This window comes from Paenibacillus sp. CB74, from assembly GCF_055687625.1.
This window is the reverse complement of sequence record NZ_CM146009.1, coordinates 2,538,820-2,558,129: the sequence shown is the minus strand read 5'-3', so window position 1 is coordinate 2,558,129 and position 19,310 is coordinate 2,538,820. Positions and strand designations below refer to the sequence as shown.

The window sequence follows — 19,310 nt, the reverse complement described above, 5'->3', positions numbered from 1 at the left end:
AATATAAATTGAACTAAACATTTACACGAAACGGAGAGGACAGAAATAACTTGAAGAAGCGAAGCGTGCGCCTTTATCCCCGGATTTTATCCTTTAAAAAGTAAATTAAAAAATCTGGGGATAACAGCGATCGGAAGGTTATTCTGTCATCGGAGTGTTCATTGTAAATATTCTTATTCAATATTTTTAGTCAATTCATCTACTAATCAGTTAATAGGAGCGTGTACTTATGAAGGTCTCCTTATTCATTACCTGCCTCAGCGATGCCATCTATCCCCGAGTGGGGGAGGCCATGGTCAGATTGCTCGCCGCTCATGGCGTTCGGCTGGATTTCCCGCCGGTTCAGACCTGCTGCGGTCAGCCTTCCTACAATAGCGGGTACTGGGATGAGACTCGGGTAGCGGCCAAGACGATTCTTGAAGCGTTTGACGACAGTGATTTTGTAGTCTGTCCTTCGGGATCGTGTACGTATATGATTCATCATTATCCCGAACTGTTCGCGGATGAACCGGTGTGGTTGGAGAAGGCAAAACGATTGGAAGCCAAAGTCTATGAATTCACTCAATTCCTCGTTCAGGTACTCGGGATAACCGATCTGGGCGCACATTTTCCACACAAAGTAACCTATCATCCATCCTGCCACGGTAGTCGTCTGCTGGGTGTAAAGGATGAGCCGATGGCATTACTATCCCAAGTAAAGGGACTGGAATTGGTTCCCCTGCCGTTTGCTGAGGATTGCTGCGGGTTTGGAGGTACCTTTGCCATCAAAATGTCCGATATTTCAGGAGCGATGGTGACGGAGAAGGTTGATCATGTCAAAGAGACCCAAGCCGAAGTACTGGTGGGGCTAGACATGGCCTGTCTGATGAATATCGCAGGTAATCTGCGTTATCGGAATGAACCGGTGCGTGTGATGCATCTGGCGGAACTATTGTATGAGGGGGTGCGAACTGGATGAGCCAACCGGGAGTTATGGATACGACGGTCAAAGAACGTGCCGGACTGGCCTTGAATGATGATTTTCTGCGTAAGGCGGTCAAATTCACAACAGAACGATTGCGTAACGGTAAGAAGTCGGCCTCAGAAGAACATGGAAACTGGGATGAGTGGCGGGAACGTGGACGTCAGATTCGTCTGCATACCATTGCGCACCTGGATTATTATCTGAATGAATTTGTGAATAACGCCCGTGCGAACGGGGTTCATATTCATTTTGCAGATACATCGGTGGAAGCAGCGGCGATTGCACTCGATATTGCGGCTCACAAGCAGGCGTCTACGGTGGTAAAGTCCAAATCGATGGTGTCGGAGGAAGTACATCTGAATCATGTGCTGGAGTCAGCGGGCATTGAAGCGATCGAGACCGACCTGGGTGAATACATCATACAGTTGGCAGGCGAGGCCCCCTCTCATATTGTCATTCCAGCCATCCATAAGAACCGCTATCAGATTGCAGAGTTGTTATCGAAGGAAGCGGGTGAAATTCTGGAGCCGGATACGACGGTACTTGCGGGGTTTGTTCGCAAAAAGCTGCGCGAGAAATTCCTTGAGGCGGATATTGGCATGACGGGCTGTAATTTTGCAATTGCAGAGACAGGTTCCATGGTTTTGTTCGAAAATGAAGGTAATGCCCGTATGGTATCCACTGTTCCCAAAACGCAGATTACACTGATGGGCATGGAGCGGATCATCCCCTCGTGGACGGATCTGGAGGTCATGGCAACCTTGTTGCCACGCTCTGCAACAGGTCAGAAACTGACGATGTATATGTCAGGCATCACAGGTCCTCGCCGTACAGCGGATGCGGATGGACCGGATGAAATGCACATCATTATCGTGGATAACGGTCGATCCCTTCAACTCGGTGATCCCGAGTTTCAAGAACTGCTGAATTGTATTCGCTGTGGTGCTTGTTTGAATGCTTGCCCGGTATATCGCCATATTGGGGGCCATGCCTATGGTGGAACCTATAGCGGACCGATTGGAGCGGTATTGACACCTGCACTCAATGGCAACATTGATGAATGGAATGATATTGCGGGTGCTTCGAGTCTGTGTGGAGCCTGTTATGAAGCATGTCCAGTTAAAATTCCGCTACATGATATGCTTGTTTATCTACGCAGGCGTAAAGTGGAAGACGGTCATGGCAACAAAATGGAGAGCATGGGCATGAAGGGCTTTGCTGCAGTTGTTTCCAATTCCAAACGCTTCAGTGCGGCCATACGTCTGGGACAGATCGGGCAGAAGGCAGTTGTGCGCAACAACGGCATTTCTCTCAAGCTGGGTCCACTTAAAGGCTGGAACAATTATCGGGTTGCGCCAAGTCTCGCCAAGAAATCCTTCCGGCAACAATGGAACAAGCTGGATCAGGAACTGAACGAGAAGCAACAAGCTATGGATTCTTCCGTTCGCAGCCGTATGGAGCAGATTATTCGTGAACGAGAAGAAGGGGAGGGGAAGAAGCATGGTCACTGAACATGAGCAATGGCTTGCACAATTGGAGAAGAAGTCCATTGAGAAACAGGAGCAGTTCATGAAAGACATTGCTTCGAAATTGAGAAGACCAAGGCAACGCCAAGCGCCGACCCAACCCTTTCGGGGAGCACCCGACTTTTGGACGGAATTGGAATGGGATGAAGAGAAGCGTATTCAAGCATTTACGGATAACTTTGTAAGTGTAGGCGCACACATTGCACGGGTTCAGAACATGGAAGAAGTATCTCAATTCATTGCTAACAAATCGCATGAACTGAGTGCCAGATATATCATTCGTCAGAATGAACAGGCGCTAAAAGATCTCGGATTGGAAGCGCAGCTCCCGGATGTACAGATCTCCGTCTGGAATAGTCAAGCGGATGAGAACTGGAGGGCTCGGGCAGCTGAGGCTGATATTGGTGTGGTCATGGCGGATTATGCAACTGCATATACAGGCTCGGTTACTGTACTTTCTTCACCGGAAAAAGGTCGTTCCGTCAGTTTGCTGCCTACAGTACTTATCATCATTATTCCAGTAGATCGGCTGTACACCAGACTGGGTGAAACGCTTGATCGATTTGACGAGGTGGGAAGAGAGAACCTCCCTGCAGGTATCCACTTTATTTCAGGCCCAAGCCGATCGTCCGATATTGAAAATGATCTGACCATTGGGGTACACGGACCAGGTATTGTATATGGTTTGATTATGGGTTAACGGTGAGTTGAGCGTGATGGCGCAACATGATTTGGAAGACTGTCCAAGAGGTAGCACGTAGCTGCTGAGGACAGTTTTTTTGTTGAGTTTTTATAGTTAAAAACTATCAATCATATACTTATTATATATTTCACCTATTAATAGGGTGGGTGTATAATTCTTCTCAAGAGAGAATTGATGTGAGATATGAGAGAGAAAGAGGAGGCGTTGTGAATGAGTATATTTTCTTACCAGGTTCCGTACATGGATGGCCACGAGGGGGATTTGTCAGCATTCAAAGGGAAAGTACTGCTTATTGTAAATACAGCAAGTCGGTGTAGCTACTCCCGGCAATTCAGTGAACTTCAGCAGATTTACAAGACCTATGGTAATCAAGGACTGGAGATTCTGGCGTTCCCTTGCAACCAGTTTAACGAGAAAGAACCTGGCAGTAACGCTGAGGTTGCAGAATATTGCAGAAGTCAGTTTCAGATTTCCTTTCCGATCTTGGAGAAAGTTGAGGTGGTAGGGCAATCGATGCATCCTTTGTTCCATTACCTGACTGAAAAAGCGCCGTTTCAAGGCTATGATCTGGATACCCAAGAAGGACAGTGGATGGACACTTTTGTAAAAGAGAAGCATCCCGAATTGTACCGAGGAGACGGGATCAAATGGAATTTCACCAAATTCATGATCGACCGCAGTGGGAACGTCCATGGCCGTTATGAAACGACAGTGGCTCCATTGGAGATAGAGCCGGTGATCCAGATTCTGTTGAAGAATTCCTAGTTATAATGTAATCCCTGTCCTGAGGTCCTATGACTTTGGGACGGTTGAAGATTGGAACTGGAAATGTTAGGGTAAAAGGAGATAACGAGTTCTCCATTTTTTTTAATCAAAAATGACCAATATACCATTTCGGTCAGCCAGTTCTTTTTTGGTTTAACAGTTATCTGGATGAAATATGAAATTGTGCAAAAAATAACTTAAGTCTGTTGAATTGAAGGTTAAGTGCGATCCGAAGGTTAAGTGCAGTTTTGCATGTAATCAAGTCATTATTTTTAGTTGTGAAAACTCTAAAGTTGGAAAGAAGGAGTGAGTGTCATGCCACCAATTTCAGTGCCTCAACCGAAAACATTTGGCCCACTGGGCAATTTGCCGCAATTGAACTTTGAAGAGCCGGTGCAGTCCCTGGTGAAACTGGCTGAAGAATATGGACCGATCTTTCGTATGGAGTATCCCGGACGAAGTGAATTGTATATTTCAGGTCACGAACTGGTCGCCGAGGTAACGGATGAATCCAAGTTTGACAAACGTGTGTGGGCACCCCTTGCCAAGGTTCGTGCTTTTGCAGGAGATGGACTATTCACGAGTTGGACCGAGGAACCGAATTGGAAAAAAGCTCATAACGTACTGCTGCCAAGTTTCAGTCAACGTGCCATGCAGGGATATCACAACAAAATGATTGATCTGGCGGTACAGCTGGTTCAGAAATGGTCACGATTAAATCCGGATGAAACGGTTAACGTTCCGGATGATATGACACGTCTTACACTCGATACGATTGGACTCTGTGGGTTCAACTACAGGTTTAACAGCTTCTACCGGGAAGAACCACATCCATTCATTACAAGCATGGTTCGTGCACTGGACGAATCCATGAGTTCATTGCAGCGACTGCGTCTGCAAGACAAGCTGATGATCACCAAAAAGAAACAGTTTGAACAGGATATCCGTTCCATGTTCTCTTTGGTGGATCACATTATTGCCGAGCGCAAAGAGAAACCACAGGAAGGCGCGGATGATCTATTGTCCCACATGCTCAGGGGCAAGGACCCGGAAACGGGAGAAACCCTGGATGATGAGAACATCCGTTATCAGATTATTACGTTCCTGATTGCTGGACATGAGACCACAAGTGGTCTATTATCCTTCGCCGTCTATTATCTGATGAAGAACCCGGATACACTGGCTAAGGCCCAAGCAGAAGTGGATCAGATTCTAAAAGATCCGGTTCCAACGTACAACCAGGTTCGCAATCTGAAGTACGTTCGCATGGTTTTGAACGAAGCCTTGCGGTTATGGCCGACGGCCCCGGCATTTTCTCTGTATGCCAAAGAGGATACGGTACTTGCGGGTCAATATCCTTTGCAAAAAGGCGACAGCGTCAGTGTACTTATTCCCAAGCTGCATCGCGACCGCGAAGCATGGGGAGATGACGTAGAGGACTTCCGCCCGGAACGGTTCGAAGATCCGAGCAAAGTGCCGCATGATGCCTACAAACCTTTCGGTAATGGTCAACGGGCCTGCATTGGTCAGCAGTTTGCACTTCAGGAAGCAACGCTGGTGCTGGGCATGGTGCTCAAGCATTTTGACTTCATCGATCATTCCGATTATCAATTAAAGGTGAAAGAAACGCTGACGCTCAAACCGGATAACTTCACCATTCGGGTACGTGCGCGTGGAGGCCAGCCCGTCATGGCCGTGCCAGGTGTAGCGGTCGAAGAACCGAAGCCAGTTGCCAAAAGAACAGAACCGGATGCTGCGAATGCTCACCACACACCGATGCTTGTTCTATACGGTTCCAATCTGGGAACGGCGGAAGGCATAGCACGTGAGATTGCGGATACTGCCAGATATCAAGGTTTCCGGAGCGAGGTTGCTGCGCTTGATGATCGTGTTGGCCAACTGCCGAAGGATGGCGCCGTTATTATTGTCAGTGCATCCTATAACGGTCAGCCGCCTAGCAATGCGAAGATGTTTGTCGAGTGGATCGAACACGCGGATGCCAATGAATTCAATGGGGTGCGTTTCGCCGTTCTGGGATGCGGTGACCACAACTGGGCCAGCACCTATCAGCGTATTCCGCGTCTAATCGATGAACAGTTATCTTCTAGAGGAGCAGAGCGGTTATCGCCCTTGGGTGAGTCCGATGCAAGCGGAGATTTTGAGAAACAGGTGGGGGATTGGACAGAGCAATTATGGCCGGATCTCGCACGAACAATGGGACTGAAGCTAAACACAAGTTCCAATAGCGAACGCAGCTCACTATCAGTACAGTTTGTCAGTGGGCTCGCCGTAACACCGCTTGCGGATACGTATGATGCTCATGTGGCAGAAGTACTCGAGAACAGAGAGCTTCACGACGCGGGTAGTGAACGGAGTACACGTCACCTCGAGATCAAATTGCCTGAAGGCATCACCTACAAGGAAGGGGATCATCTGGGCATTCTGCCACAAAACCCACCGGAGTTGGTGGAACGTGTACTCCGTCGGTATGGATTCACGGGAACGGAGCATCTGGTTCTCGATGCATCGGGTAGAAGTGCCGCACATCTGCCGCTGCATCAACCGGTTAACCTGTATGACCTGCTTAGTCACAGCGTTGAGCTTCAAGAAGCCGCAACTCGTGCTCAGCTCAGAGAAATGGCAGCATACACGGTATGTCCACCGCATAAGAAGGAGCTTGAAGCGTTGCTTGATGAATCTGTGTATATGGATGAAGTTCGGAATAAACGGATCTCCATGCTGGATTATCTGGTGAAATATGAGGCATGTGAACTGCCGTTTGAGCGCTTCCTTGAATTACTGCCTTCACTGAAAGCCAGATATTATTCGATCTCCAGTTCACCGCGTGTTCAGCCCGATCAAGCGAGTATTACGGTGAGTGTGGTGCGTGCTCCGGCATGGAGTGGACAGGGAGAATACAAAGGCATTGCGTCCAACTATCTGGCTAACCTGAAACCGGGTGACGAGATCGTCATGTTCACGCGGACACCGGAATCCGGTTTCCAACTGCCGGAAGATACACAGGTTCCCGTCATCATGGTAGGGCCGGGTACAGGCGTTGCCCCATTCCGTGGTTTTATACAAGCAAGACATGTGTTGAAGGAACAAGGTCAAGAGCTTGGCGAAGCACATCTATACTTTGGATGTCGGAATCCCGAGCATGATTATCTATACAAAAATGAATTGGAAGCAGCCCAGCAAGAAGGGCTTGTCGAGCTTCATACGGCGTTCTCCCGAGTGGACGGAGAAGAGAAATGTTATGTACAGCATTTGATGAGAGACGATGCCCGGCATCTGATTCCTTTACTTGAAAAGGGTGCGCATCTGTATATCTGCGGTGATGGCAGCAAGATGGCACCTGATGTGGAAGCTACACTCCAGCAGGCATACGCTGAACTTCATGGCAAATCCGCGCAGGAAGCAGCAGATTGGCTTGATCACCTTCAGCAGGAAGGTCGTTATGCCAAGGATGTATGGACAGGTATCTGATGTACACATGTGAAGGATCAGTTTGATCCGTAACTGGCTGAGCGGTGAGATACAGAAGCAGTTCTGTGCTCACCGCTTTTTGACATAAAATGATTCTTCAGCAGAGAAGTGGTTGCATGGGTTATAATGAAATATTGGAAGGGAGCACCCGTATGGTAGGCGTTCGGGAACCATTGTATGGTTTGCGAAAAGAACCAGCTTTATTTCCGTCTACAAGGTCGTCTGAGTTTTTTTCTTCCAGTGGTTGGTCGATAGATCGACTCGACGCTGGAGAGAGGGAATAGAATACAGGAAGGGACTCTGCCTTTTCCCTGGAGTTCAAGATAATCCAGTCCCACGCCTACCAGTCTGATATTGTTAAATGCATTCCAGGAAGGGAACGTCGTGCGGATTCCCACTCTGACGCCTCGCCGTGTTCGAGGAATATCAAATACCCGAATGGAATTCAGACTGAGCGGAATGAATAACTGACGGTTTACTTTGATAAACTGCCTTGGATAGACACGACGAATACGTCCCGGTTCCAACCCGGAGAGTGGAGTATTCAGTTCTGCAAGGTGCCCCTGGAGTTCTGCCAGACGCTGTTGAAGTGTTTTGCCAGTATGGAGATGCTGCCAGCTCATAAGAATTCCTCCGTTCGCCATTTGTACCTAGTATATGAAGGCAAGGGGTAGGAAGGTGTACGTTTGATAGCCCATGTTCGTTACGGCTAACGGGGTTTCATTTTATAATAGAGGAGTGATTCAAGTGATCGTTGAGATGTATAAAGACCTCATTCAGGATGAGCGTGGCAATTATTATTTGGCAGTACAGATGGATGGCAATGAGCTTACGCTTGTTAATGCATTCGTCGAAGCAGCATTCACGCCTGAAATGATCTATAATGAAGAGTTTCGTGCCAAGCATAAGGAGATGGAAGGCGGGTTTGTAGGCAAAATTGCGATGGACCTGTTAAGACATGATGTGGTCATGGGGATGAAGCAAATCGACCGCAAACTGTTGAACCTCTCGGATGTAGAACAGCATTTCACGGTAAATTATATTGATACAATAGAATTTTATCGTCACCCGGCGTGGAACCGGAAAGTGTAGAAATAAAGTAATACAAGAGCGCAAGTGCAGGGCAGTAAGCCTCCGCAACTTGCGCTTTTTGCATAACAACAATTAACGATACGCAGGATGGATGATGCCAATATCGCGCTCGGTTCTGAACCCTCCGTCAACGTAACGCTGCATTTCATTTCCTTTGATCCGAATTGGGATGCATTCTCCTTGGTAGAAAAGCTCTCCCTCGACGGTGCGAACGGTCATTCCGATGACGGCTTCCAGATGTCCACTACAGTCGGTTACAAGGCGAATTCCTGACGGGCCGTCCAGATGAACATTGCCCTCCTTATATACGGTCATGCGATCCGGGGTGTTCACCAATTCATATCCTATTCCACGGACCTTACGGCTATAAGCCGTGTTGCCAGATACGACCTCACCATGATCCATATCGATGGGGAGCAGTCCGGTAAACCAGAGCCTATTCGATCCAACAGGCATAATTCCGCATAATCGCTCGACATAATCAAGGAGACAGAGGATGGAAGGTGAGTATGTCTCGGTAAAACCTTGTTCTCCGGTCCACGGGCTGAGTACCTGACCAAAACGCTTATCTTTGGACAGAGCAGACAAGATAGGCTGCATAACCCAGGTTAGCTCCACATATCGATGATGATACTCAAATGCGTGTGGTGCCCGGATTAGACTCAGAAAATTGGATGCGCCTCCCCAGCTGTTATAGGAGGAAAACGGATCGAATCGGGGATCATCCATTGAGATCGATGTAAATGGGTATTTAGCGAAAAACTTGCTTGTATTCAACAGGTACCGCCGTAGTAGGTTATCGAACAATTCACGGTTGCCCACCTCGCAGGCCAACACGCGGAGCAGCACATCGGATTGCACTCTGACGAATTCGTCATTGCGATCCCGATCATAGAAGAACATATCCTGTTCGTCGTAACAATAGCGAAAGAGACTTTCCAGGCTGGACTCGGCTTTGGCTTTCCAATCCGTTCCCGACTCCCCCAGCTCCTCAGCTATGCGGGACAGATACATGCGCTGACAATAAATATTAGCAGTCAGATCCGGTGCCAGAAAGGGCAGAATCGGAGAATCCGGGTGGTAGGCAGAAGCATCATTCATATAAGGTGTATCCGGAACATGCCAGAATCGGGGGGATAAGTCATGTCCGGTGTCAAACGTACTGAAGGCCTCTACACAGCCGGTTCCTCGTGTATTACGGTTTCGTGCAATCCATTCATCGTAACGAACCATAGCCTTGTACATGGTGCTCAGGAAAGGTGACTGCTTGCCATCATTATCATGAAGCTGATAGTGGTTCCACACACTGCGTGCCAGTGGAGTGACCAACTGAATTTGCCGGAAAGAAGGCCCGGTAGCCGTGAGTTTATACGGAAGCAATCCATCATCTCTTTGCTGCTCGGCTAATGCGAGGTACGTTGTTTCGGATACGGAAGGCAGCAGGCGAGACAGTAGCTCCGCATTGATGGTACCTGTGCTCTCTAACCAACATCCCAGATAGATGCCGCCTTCTTGTAAAATGGGATCGCTGTCTCCCATGGGCAGGATGCAAGCAAGCAATTTTTGCACTGCCACATAATACGTAGCTTCCATTCGTCCGCCCGATGCTGCAAACTGGACACCAGATGCATGCCATTCCTGTAATAACTGCTGATCTTCCGGTTTAACAGGCTGAACTTGATCCATGATCGACATGTTGCGTAGACGATTCAGTATCTCTTCTGTCATATGTTCCTCCTCACAGCTTCTGCTTATTGATTCGACTCAAAGATGCGAACGGTTCCGTTATAGAAGTCGGAGACAGCCTGTTCCACACTTTTTCGTCCAAATCCGATCTCCTGATTCGTCGTCTGAGCTAATTTGGAGAATTCTGCAAATCCCGGCGGGTTGTAGCTGACGTCAAAAGGTTCAGTCTTCGTAGCTTCGGAGACAAGATTTGTATAGTTATAGACAATCTCCTCCACAGGGCCTGCACCTTCCTGAAGAAGAGTACGATTGGCTTCCGTAACAGGCACGCCGCGGTCATTACCAAGAATTTTGGCTGCTTCCGGATCATGAATCCAGAAGTCCATTAACATTGCCACTTCCTTCGGATGTTTGGTATTCGCGTAACCTGATAATCCCTGACTGGATTCAAATACAACTCCCGTTCCCTTAGGACCTCGTGGTACAGGGAGAAGAACCAAAGGATCTTCCGTCAAGCTCTGGAATGCAGCGAGCTGGTTGGAAGGCAGGAGAGTCATGGCTGCTTTGCCTGTGATCAACAGGGATTTACTAGTATCATCATGCGGGTTGGAAACCTGCAATTCCGGTGTGACTACACCGCCGGATGCCGAAGTCTTCTCCCAATATTGGAACCATTCTAGAATGTCTTCCTTGGCGAATCCGAGTGTACCGTTTTTCATGTCATACAGTTGTTTACCCCTTTGTTTGAGAAAAATATCCATCCCGTCGACGGTGAAATTATAGGTTCCATAGAAGCCGTCCCCGAGTTTGTCGGATAACGCCTTACTGATGGTGGCATAGTCCGCCCAGTCCCAATCCGCAGCTGGCAAAGGCACGCCGGCTTTCTCAAAGAGTGCCTTGTTAACAACAATTCCCCGTGCGTTCGCACCGGCAGAGATATGTTGCAACTTCCCGTCGAGACGTCCGTATTCGATCATCGTTTCATCCATACCGTCGAGATTCAGTTCGTTGCCAACATAGGGGTCAAGGTTAAGCAGGACATCTTTTTGGGCATAATCAACGACATTTCCCCCGAGGAAAAAGATATCCGGTGCTGTGCCTGATGCCAACTGGGTATTTAGCTTGTCGAAATATCCAGAGGAGGGTGCAAATTCACCTGAAATTTTAATATCCGGATGTTTTGCCTGAAAGATCTTCAGGGCTTCATTCGTAATATCTGCCCGTTTCTGGTCACCCCACCACATGATGCGAAGTTCGACCTGTCCGCCCTCGGTAGTTCCATTGTTATTACCGTCGCCTGTATTATTAGTAGCACCTGTATGGTCTGTTCCAGAGCAAGCTGTTACGAATAACAAAAGTGAAGTGATTATACCGATCATGAAACGTTTGAACATGGTGAATCCCCCTGACTATGGATAATGAGAAACGTGTTGTTACTTCAGACCTGTTGTCGCAATGCCTTCAAGGAAATATCGTTGAAACAGTAAAAAGATGATGGTCACGGGAAGCAGTGACAGGGTAGACATGGCGAGCAATGCTCCCCAATCGGATTGTCCTGAGGGATCAAAGAGAGACCGGATGCCCAGCTGCACGGTGAACAGATCAATTTTGCTCAGATAGATCATCTGGCTGAAAAAGTCATCCCAGCTCCACAGGAAGGTGAAGATCGCTGTTGTAATCAGTGCCGGAATGAGCAGAGGCACTACGATTCTGAAAAAGATCTGTGATTGCCCGCAACCGTCAATGGTTGCACTCTCGTCCAGTTCCCGCGGTATACCGCGTATGAATTGAACCATGAGCAAGATGAAGAAGGAATCCTGCGCGAGCCACTTGGGCAGAATCAGCGGGAAATACGTATTAATCCATTGAAGCTCATTATAGAGAATGTACTGGGGCACCAGAGTAACATGGTAAGGCAACATAATTGTGATCAACATCATGCTGAACCACAGGCCTTTGAATCTGAACTTCAATCTGGAGAAAGCAAAGGCTGCAAGGGAACAGGAGATCACATTACCCAGCACACTCATGACCGAGATCAGCACGGAGTTGCCGAAGAAACGGCCAAAGGAGATGCCCTGCAGACCTTTCCAGCCATTAATATAGTGCTCCAGCGTGAAGCTGGTTGGGAAAAGACTGCCACTGGTGAAAATGAGATGGTTCGGTTTAAACGAACTGAGAATTAACCATAGTACAGGATATAACATCAGCAGACCGAAAAGTATAATGGCGGCATGCCTCCCGGCCTGAACCAGTTGTCGTTTGATTGGCATATGCATTACCTCCCCTCCTGATTATCCCCGTAGAACACCCAAAATCGGGATGTAACAAAGACGATTGCGGTGAATACGCCGATAATGACCAACATGATCCAAGCCAGAGCCGAAGCATAACCCATATCAAAGAACGAGAAACCTTTCAGATACAGATACAAGGTATAGAACATTGTTGCATCGAGTGGACCCCCGCGGCCATCTCCGATCACGTAAGCGGGTGTAAACGCCTGGAATGAATTGATCATGCTCATGATCAGGTTAAAAAAGATAACGGGGGAGAGCATGGGCAGGGTGATTCCGAAAAATTGACGTATCTTTCCCGCTCCATCGACATCGGAAGCTTCATACAAGTCTGCCGGGATCTGTTTCAGACCCGCAAGAAAGATGACCATGGCAGACCCAAATTGCCACACAGATAGCGTGATGATGGTATAAACCACATAATCCGGATGCGCAATCCAGGACGGACCAGAGATGCCAAACCAGCTTAGAAACTGGTTGACCAGTCCGTTCCCCTCAAAGAGTTGACGCCAGACGATTGCGATCGCGACGCTCCCGCCCAAGAGGGAAGGGATGTAATATACGGTCCGGTAGATGCCGAGGGCTCGAATTCCTTTGTTCAGCGCCATTGCCACCAGTAGAGCAAAGGCAAGCCTTAGAGGAACGGATAAAAAGACATAATAAAATGTCAGCCCGAGGGACCTGCGAAAGGTATCGTCCTCGGTAAAGATGTGAACATAGTTGCTAAGTCCAGTCCAAGTCGGTGATGACAGCAGATTGAATTTGGTCATGGATAAGTATAGGGACGCAATCATCGGTCCCAGTGTCAGACAGAAGAGTCCGATCAGCCAGGGCAGAAGAAACAAGTAGGCTGTGGTATTCTGCTGACCGTATAAGGGCTTGGTCTGTTTTTTCATCATGTGCCTCCCTTCTGAATCGATAAAATTCATGGTTACCCACTGTGAATCCGCTTACAACATGCGTCGTTCTCTGGGTAACCACATCATACCGGGGAAGGGGAGAAGCTTGAATCTTATTTCTTCGGATCATGATTATCGATTTTTTCGGAATGCTGCAACCGATAGTCTGAAGGACTCATGTTGAACATTCTTTTGAATTTCGAACTGAAATAACTTGGCGAACTGAAACCTGTCAGTTCAGTAATATCCCATACCGTTAATTGAGTATCCTTCAGCAGTTGCAAGGCATGTTTCATCCGAACACCCGTCACATATTGAACGAAAGAGGTACCTGCCCCTTCCTTAAACAATTCGGAGAAATAGGTAGGGTAATAGTTGAATCGTTCAGCGAGTAACGTCAACGTGAGCTCCTGCATGTAGTTCTCTTCGATATATCGCTTGGCTAACTCTATAACCGTCCCATTCCCATTTTCCGAAGGAAGTTGTCGACCCAGGAAGTCTTGAGCCCATTGCATTAATAAGCGTTCTGCTTGATCTGGTGTCTTAAGCCACAGTATCCATTCCGGGGCCATAGGAAAATCCATCAACAGTGAAATTTGAAAAATAGTTCTTGTCATTCGGGAAGGAGAGAGCTGGAATGCCTCGTGAATTTCCTTATGGATGATGCTGCGGAAGGAGTCCAGTTCCCCACGAATGAGGCAACGATGCAGCGTGCGTGTCGTTTCCTCCGGCAGTAATGGACTATAGTCTGTTCCTGCCTGAGGGTTCAGCCCGCTGACAGCCCGTTCAGCTGAATTCCATGCCAAAAGGGAATGGATATAACCTTCTTTCCAGTGCTCAAGTCCGGATACAGAAAGTCCCATCCCAATCTTGAGTTCCATGGAAAAAACCGATGCCGTATGTTCCCTGAGCTGTTGGATGAATTCATGCTGCATACCATCTTGTACCATGAAATGCATGATGCCTGCGTGTGCCGAATCATGAAATACCTGGACATTGTCTGAATCAGACCGGGCGATTTCATAACATAGCATCTCGAAAGGAAGATGCATCTGCTCGGGTAATCGATCTTTTCGAATATCCGGCTTGTCCGAGTGACTTATACTCGCGGTGATGAAACAGACCTTCTGATCCTGCCATGATTCGAGATGGAACAATCGGAGTCGTTCTGGCATAGAGGAAGGCGGTAGGCGATTACCTTTGACGAGATCAAGAAGGAAACGTTCCTTCATTTCCCGGTAATACTGAGAGAGTCGCCAATGCAGCAATTCAGAGTCGCCTCGAATTTTACGTTGTTCATCCAGATCCGCTTTGATTTTGCCTAATGTGGCTTTCAATTCATCCCGGGTTACTGGCTTCAGTAAATAATCCATCACCTGGCTGCGGACCCCCGCTCTGGCATATTGAAAATCTTCATAACCCGTGATAATGATAATCTGAATGGAAGGGTTATAACTGCGGCAGGCATCCAATAGTCTGATGCCATCCATGACAGGCATATTCATATCGGTAATCAGCAAGTCAAAATGTTCAGATTGTAAAAGTTCATCCGCTTCGATCCCGTTAGACGCTTCCCCTGTTATGACAAAGCCCATGCCGTGCCAATCGACTTTCAATTTTAATCCTTCGCGAACTTCGATCTCGTCATCTGCGATTAATACGTTGTACATCATATTCCTCCTGTACGGGTAGAGTCAGTTCAATACATGCACCACTGCTCTCATCGTTCTTCATATGAACCGTGAACAAGGCACCGTAATGTAGGCGGCAACGAGCAATCACATTGCCCAGTCCAATATGCCAGCCTTCATTAAGCAAAATGGATTCCAATGAGGGGGAAGCATCAGGGTGATGCATGTTATGGATTATCTCTGCTGGAATACCCGGTCCGTTGTCGGAAACGCGGATATGCAGACGATCATCTAGCCGATTGATTCGAATCTGAATCTGAGCTGTTGTCTGATGCTGGAAGCTGTATTTCACTGCATTTTCAATAAGTGGCTGTAGTATAAACTTGATGATGACCAAGGCGTTCAGTGTGCCTTCCTTTGTTATCGAAATGTTGAGCTTATGACCGAAACGAGTCTGTAAGATGGAGATATAACGCTGCACATAATCCAGTTCTTCGGTTAGGGGAACAAGATCGTCATTGGTATTAATGGAAAAGCGCATCATTTTACCCAAATCCTCAATGACCTGAACCGTATCTTCCGTTCTACGCTGAATGGCAAGACTGCTTACCAGCTCCAAGGTATTGAACATAAAATGTGGATTAATCTGTATGAGAAGTGCTTTATACTCTGCTTGTTGGCGAAGCAGCTTCAGCTCGAATTCATTCTGGATATGCTGCCGCAGCTGACTGATCATATAACGGAAGGTAAAGATGACATAACTGATCTCACTCTTTACATTTTTATCTGGAGGCAGAAGTGAATCCGCCTGGTCAAAAGCACCTCGTTGAACCTGTCTCATCGCCAGCACCAGTCTGGTCAAAGGTTTGGTTACGCCGTGGGATAACCATGCGGCCGCCAAGAGGGAGACCAGAATTAGGACAATTGTCACCACCACAATCGTGCTTTGGAGCTTATGGAGAGAGAGATACATTTCCTTTTCAGGTGCCAGACCTGCCAACATCCAGCCGGTACGCCCCAGTTTCTTGAAAACAAGGATGTCTCGCTGTCCTTCATGGTTAGTGAGGTATGCCACACCAGATTTGAGCGGGCTGTTTCGAAATCGATCGATCTCTGCGGTAGCTACAGCACCTAACGTGTCTACCTGCTGTGAGAGAATGGGATTTCCTTGCTCGCCCAGTAGAAAAATAGTGCTATTCTCCGCCAGGTGGATACGCCGGAGCGGTTCCAGAAAGTAGGATTCACTGACATTCACCTTCATGACATTCTGCGCTGTAGCATGATGAAAGGTGCCAATAGGTATCAGCAGACTGACCACCGGATTGCCATGATCTCTGACACGTTCATGCTGATCGGTGTGTGCAGGTAACCAGCGTTCCCCCAATGTATAGAAATTCGTGTACCAGGATTCTTGTACAAAGGCAGGGTCATATGTTACCTGATTCTCGCTGCCAATTCGCAGTCCATTCCGTCGATAGATGGATACATCCGAGATACTGGTGTAACTGTTGGTTGCCTGAGTGAGGAAACGGCTCATCGCGAGGTTGGCCAGCATCTTTTCTCCTTCCGGAAGGTTAGGATCACTGATCGCGTTATCCCAGTTCTTGCCCATATCACTATTGAAAACAAGTGAGGCAACATCATAGATCTGTATCTGTACCATGTCTACGTATGAACCGTATTCCTCCATTTTCTCAAGAGCAGAGGATTCGATATAAGAGCGAATGACCGTGCGTGATTCCTTGAAGAGCAGGTAGGAGAGTGTGCCAAAAGCGAGGACAAACAGGACAACGATAAAGGCAATCAGGCGGTTTTTTAAAGAGAAGAACATGGATTTCCTCCTTCTACCGAGTCGACTTGAGCGCAGAGTAATTATAAAAATATAAAAAAGACTGCGTGATATGCGCAGCCTTTAAAAAAAATAATAATGTAGTGCAGATTTGGGAGACTTAGAAACGAACCAGATTATTGACGTTGACAGGCAAACCCGTGGCGATGGCGCGATTGGCCGCAATGCCCGTCAGAATGGATCTGGCACCGTCCACATGATTAGCTGCGCGATGGAACGGATCTTCTACAGGCTCTCCGAACAGATCATTCAGCAGCACTGGGTCACCACCGCCGTGTCCACCTGCTTTTTCCTCCACTTCAACCTCATATGGCGCACCGAACATCGGAAGGACCCGCAACGTTTTACCGATCAATGCACCTTCTTTACTTTTGTCACCTAATGAATTGACATAGGATTGCTCCACAATGTTCATCTCAATCCGGCCTTTGGTGCCGTTAATGGCAATGCGGTACCCTTCCCATGGCTGATAGGCAACGAGGGAGTACGTCAGAATGGCTTTGCTCCGATACTTCACAAGCACACCCATCGTATCCTCAATGTTAATGCCATCCCCAAATACACTCTGATCCCGCTGATAACCATCTTCTGATTCGGCATCCAGATACATGGACTTCATATGAGCATCCGAATCCAAATGCAGTGCAAAAGGATCTTCCTTCGCGATCGGGTTGCCGGTTGCTCGATTGTAGAACTGCGTTACACCGCGTTCTTCTGCGTTTTCTCTGCCGTAATACATCAGATCACCGAATGCAAACACGGTCTCCGGTTGCGAACCAATCCAGAAATTCACCAAATCGAAGTGATGGGTGGATTTGTGCACGAGCAGTCCGCCGCTATTACGCTTGTCCCGATGCCAACGGCGGAAATAATCTGCCCCGTGGCGTGTATTCAGCAGCCATTCAAAGTGAACGGACGTGACTTTTCCGATGGTATCATTCAGAATAAGTTCCCGAATCTTCGTATGGTGCGGCGCATAACGGTAGTTAAAGGTAACCCTGACGTTCTGGCCAGTGCGCTTGACTGCATCCAGGATGTCCTGGCATTTCTCCTCATCGATCGTCATTGGTTTCTCGGTGACAACGTCACAACCCAGTTCCATCGCGCGAATGATGTACTTGTGATGGGTACGGTCAACGCTGGTTACGATGACATAGTCAGGCTTCTCGTTCTCAATCATCTGATCAAACTGATCCGCAGGATAGGTGGGTACCTCTGGATAATCGTACTTTTCCTTCAGCAGTTGATTCGCGTAGTTCATGCGGACTTGATTTATATCACAAAAGCCGACGAGCTCGGAAGTATCCCTGTAATCCCGGGTTAATGCACCATAAAAGAATTCCGCACGGCCGCCGGTTCCGACTAATACATAACGTTTCTTGCTACTCATGTCTATCGCCTCCTTGAATATAGCTTTAGACTATAACAAGGGAGTACTTCTTTCGCCGCATTTTATGCGTAACCGCTTTCAAATGCCGCATATTTTGCTATAATTTATGGAAAGGAGAGAGGCCGACATGACAGAACCTTTCAGTGCAGATTTTCATGATCCCACGGATTTACTACATATTGAATATGATCGTCGCATTGGATATTTCTCGATGACGGATGACCACCTGCATGATCATTATGAGTTGTATTACCTGTTGTCTGGCGAGCGTATCTATTTCATCAAGGATCGGACCTACCGGGTAAAGGCTGGTGACCTGGTGTTTGTTGACCGCAATACGGTGCATAAGACCTTGGAGAGCGGCATGCCCGACCATGAGCGGATGGTGCTGTATTTGAAGCCTGAGCTTTTTGCAGCCATGGCTATTTCAACGGAGTTAGTCGAAGCCTTGAAGGAGCCCTTCTGCTGGGAGATCCCTATTATAAGGTTTCCTTCACAGGTCACGGAGGTATTGCAGCGCATGGTTAGCGAAATGGTCGATGAAATGCTTCGTCCCCAGCCGGGAAGCAACCTATTGCTTCGTCACCGGGCTATTGAATTGTTGCTTCATGCCCATCGTAATCAGCATCTGGGCAGGTTATGCTCCGATGATCGTGAGCCGGTTCTTCATCCCAAGACACAGGCCGTTGTTCGTTACCTGAATGAGAATTATCAGAAGCCACTGACACTACCGGAGGTGGCGGGGATGTTTCGCATTAGTCCGCATTATCTGAGTCGATTGTTCAAACAAACAACGGGCTTTACCTTCAGTGATTATCTGAATCTGTTACGGGTGAAGGAAGCACAGCGTTTGCTGCGGGAAAGTGAGGAATCTATTACGGATGTTGCTTGGCTTGCCGGCTTCAGTAACTTCTCTCATTTTGGCAAGATGTTTAAGCGAACCGTACAGGTATCACCAAGAGTTTACAGGCAGGAAAACAAGGAATCGGGTTCCGTAAGGACCTTATGAGAGGGAGCGA

At 47.8% G+C, this 19,310-nt stretch carries 15 protein-coding genes; 7 read left to right on the top strand and 8 right to left on the bottom strand.

What is annotated here, in order from left to right; genetic code table 11:
- Nucleotides 1-229 precede the first annotated feature (229 nt).
- The 5 genes from ACX9NY_RS11145 to ACX9NY_RS11125 all read left to right on the top strand — a co-directional run bounded on the left by ACX9NY_RS11145 (nt 230) and on the right by ACX9NY_RS11125 (nt 7,447).
- On the top strand, nt 230-958 hold the full coding sequence (locus ACX9NY_RS11145; RefSeq protein WP_472478594.1) for a (Fe-S)-binding protein: 729 nt from the start codon (nt 230-232) through the stop codon (nt 956-958).
- On the top strand, nt 955-2,475 hold the full coding sequence (locus ACX9NY_RS11140; RefSeq protein ID WP_339260688.1) for a LutB/LldF family L-lactate oxidation iron-sulfur protein: 1,521 nt from the start codon (nt 955-957) through the stop codon (nt 2,473-2,475). Before ACX9NY_RS11145 ends, ACX9NY_RS11140 begins: the two co-directional genes overlap by 4 nt.
- On the top strand, nt 2,465-3,190 hold the full coding sequence (locus ACX9NY_RS11135) for a LutC/YkgG family protein (protein ID WP_472478593.1): 726 nt from the start codon (nt 2,465-2,467) through the stop codon (nt 3,188-3,190). The genes ACX9NY_RS11140 and ACX9NY_RS11135 overlap by 11 nt, the downstream gene beginning before the upstream one ends.
- Before the next feature lie 213 nt (nt 3,191-3,403).
- A complete protein-coding gene (locus tag ACX9NY_RS11130) occupies nt 3,404-3,958 on the top strand; it encodes a glutathione peroxidase (RefSeq protein WP_472478592.1) in 555 nt (184 codons plus the stop codon).
- Between the two features lie 315 nt (nt 3,959-4,273).
- Nucleotides 4,274-7,447 carry a bifunctional cytochrome P450/NADPH--P450 reductase gene (locus tag ACX9NY_RS11125; RefSeq protein ID WP_472478591.1) on the top strand — a complete coding sequence of 1,058 codons (3,174 nt, stop codon included), beginning with the start codon at nt 4,274-4,276 and terminating at the stop codon, nt 7,445-7,447.
- A gap of 200 nt (nt 7,448-7,647) precedes the next feature.
- Here ACX9NY_RS11125 and ACX9NY_RS11120 read toward each other — a convergent pair whose 3' ends face one another.
- Nucleotides 7,648-8,070 carry a hypothetical protein gene (locus ACX9NY_RS11120; protein ID WP_472478590.1) on the bottom strand — a complete coding sequence of 141 codons (423 nt, stop codon included), beginning with the start codon at nt 8,068-8,070 and terminating at the stop codon, nt 7,648-7,650.
- 124 nt (nt 8,071-8,194) lie between these two features.
- On the opposite strand from ACX9NY_RS11120, the gene ACX9NY_RS11115 reads away from it, so the two are divergent.
- Nucleotides 8,195-8,539, top strand: coding sequence for a hypothetical protein (locus ACX9NY_RS11115; protein ID WP_253434362.1), 345 nt, complete (start codon nt 8,195-8,197; stop codon nt 8,537-8,539).
- A gap of 72 nt (nt 8,540-8,611) precedes the next feature.
- Here the strand turns inward: ACX9NY_RS11115 and ACX9NY_RS11110 are convergent, their stop codons facing one another.
- The 7 genes from ACX9NY_RS11110 to ACX9NY_RS11080 form a co-directional block, all read right to left on the bottom strand.
- Nucleotides 8,612-10,267, bottom strand: a complete 1,656-nt coding sequence (locus ACX9NY_RS11110; RefSeq protein WP_472478589.1) for an MGH1-like glycoside hydrolase domain-containing protein — start codon at nt 10,265-10,267, stop codon at nt 8,612-8,614.
- Nucleotides 10,268-10,290: 23 nt separating this feature from the next.
- Nucleotides 10,291-11,619: an ABC transporter substrate-binding protein gene (locus tag ACX9NY_RS11105; RefSeq protein WP_472478588.1), complete on the bottom strand. Its 1,329-nt coding sequence runs from the start codon at nt 11,617-11,619 to the stop codon at nt 10,291-10,293.
- A 39-nt stretch (nt 11,620-11,658) separates the two neighbouring features.
- Nucleotides 11,659-12,498 (bottom strand): carbohydrate ABC transporter permease, encoded by an 840-nt coding sequence (locus ACX9NY_RS11100; RefSeq protein WP_339260701.1) that lies wholly within the window; start codon nt 12,496-12,498, stop codon nt 11,659-11,661.
- Nucleotides 12,499-12,503: 5 nt separating this feature from the next.
- Complete coding sequence (locus ACX9NY_RS11095; RefSeq protein WP_091016954.1) at nt 12,504-13,418, bottom strand: carbohydrate ABC transporter permease; 915 nt, start codon at nt 13,416-13,418, stop codon at nt 12,504-12,506.
- Between the two features lie 116 nt (nt 13,419-13,534).
- Nucleotides 13,535-15,094 carry a response regulator gene (locus ACX9NY_RS11090; protein WP_472478587.1) on the bottom strand — a complete coding sequence of 520 codons (1,560 nt, stop codon included), beginning with the start codon at nt 15,092-15,094 and terminating at the stop codon, nt 13,535-13,537.
- Complete coding sequence (locus ACX9NY_RS11085) at nt 15,066-16,883, bottom strand: sensor histidine kinase (protein WP_472478586.1); 1,818 nt, start codon at nt 16,881-16,883, stop codon at nt 15,066-15,068. The genes ACX9NY_RS11090 and ACX9NY_RS11085 overlap by 29 nt, the downstream gene beginning before the upstream one ends.
- Before the next feature lie 118 nt (nt 16,884-17,001).
- On the bottom strand, nt 17,002-18,291 hold the full coding sequence (locus ACX9NY_RS11080; RefSeq protein WP_472478585.1) for a Gfo/Idh/MocA family oxidoreductase: 1,290 nt from the start codon (nt 18,289-18,291) through the stop codon (nt 17,002-17,004).
- Between the two features lie 127 nt (nt 18,292-18,418).
- On the opposite strand from ACX9NY_RS11080, the gene ACX9NY_RS11075 reads away from it, so the two are divergent.
- Nucleotides 18,419-19,300, top strand: coding sequence for an AraC family transcriptional regulator (locus ACX9NY_RS11075; RefSeq protein WP_472478584.1), 882 nt, complete (start codon nt 18,419-18,421; stop codon nt 19,298-19,300).
- The last annotated feature ends 10 nt before the right edge of the window (nt 19,301-19,310 follow it).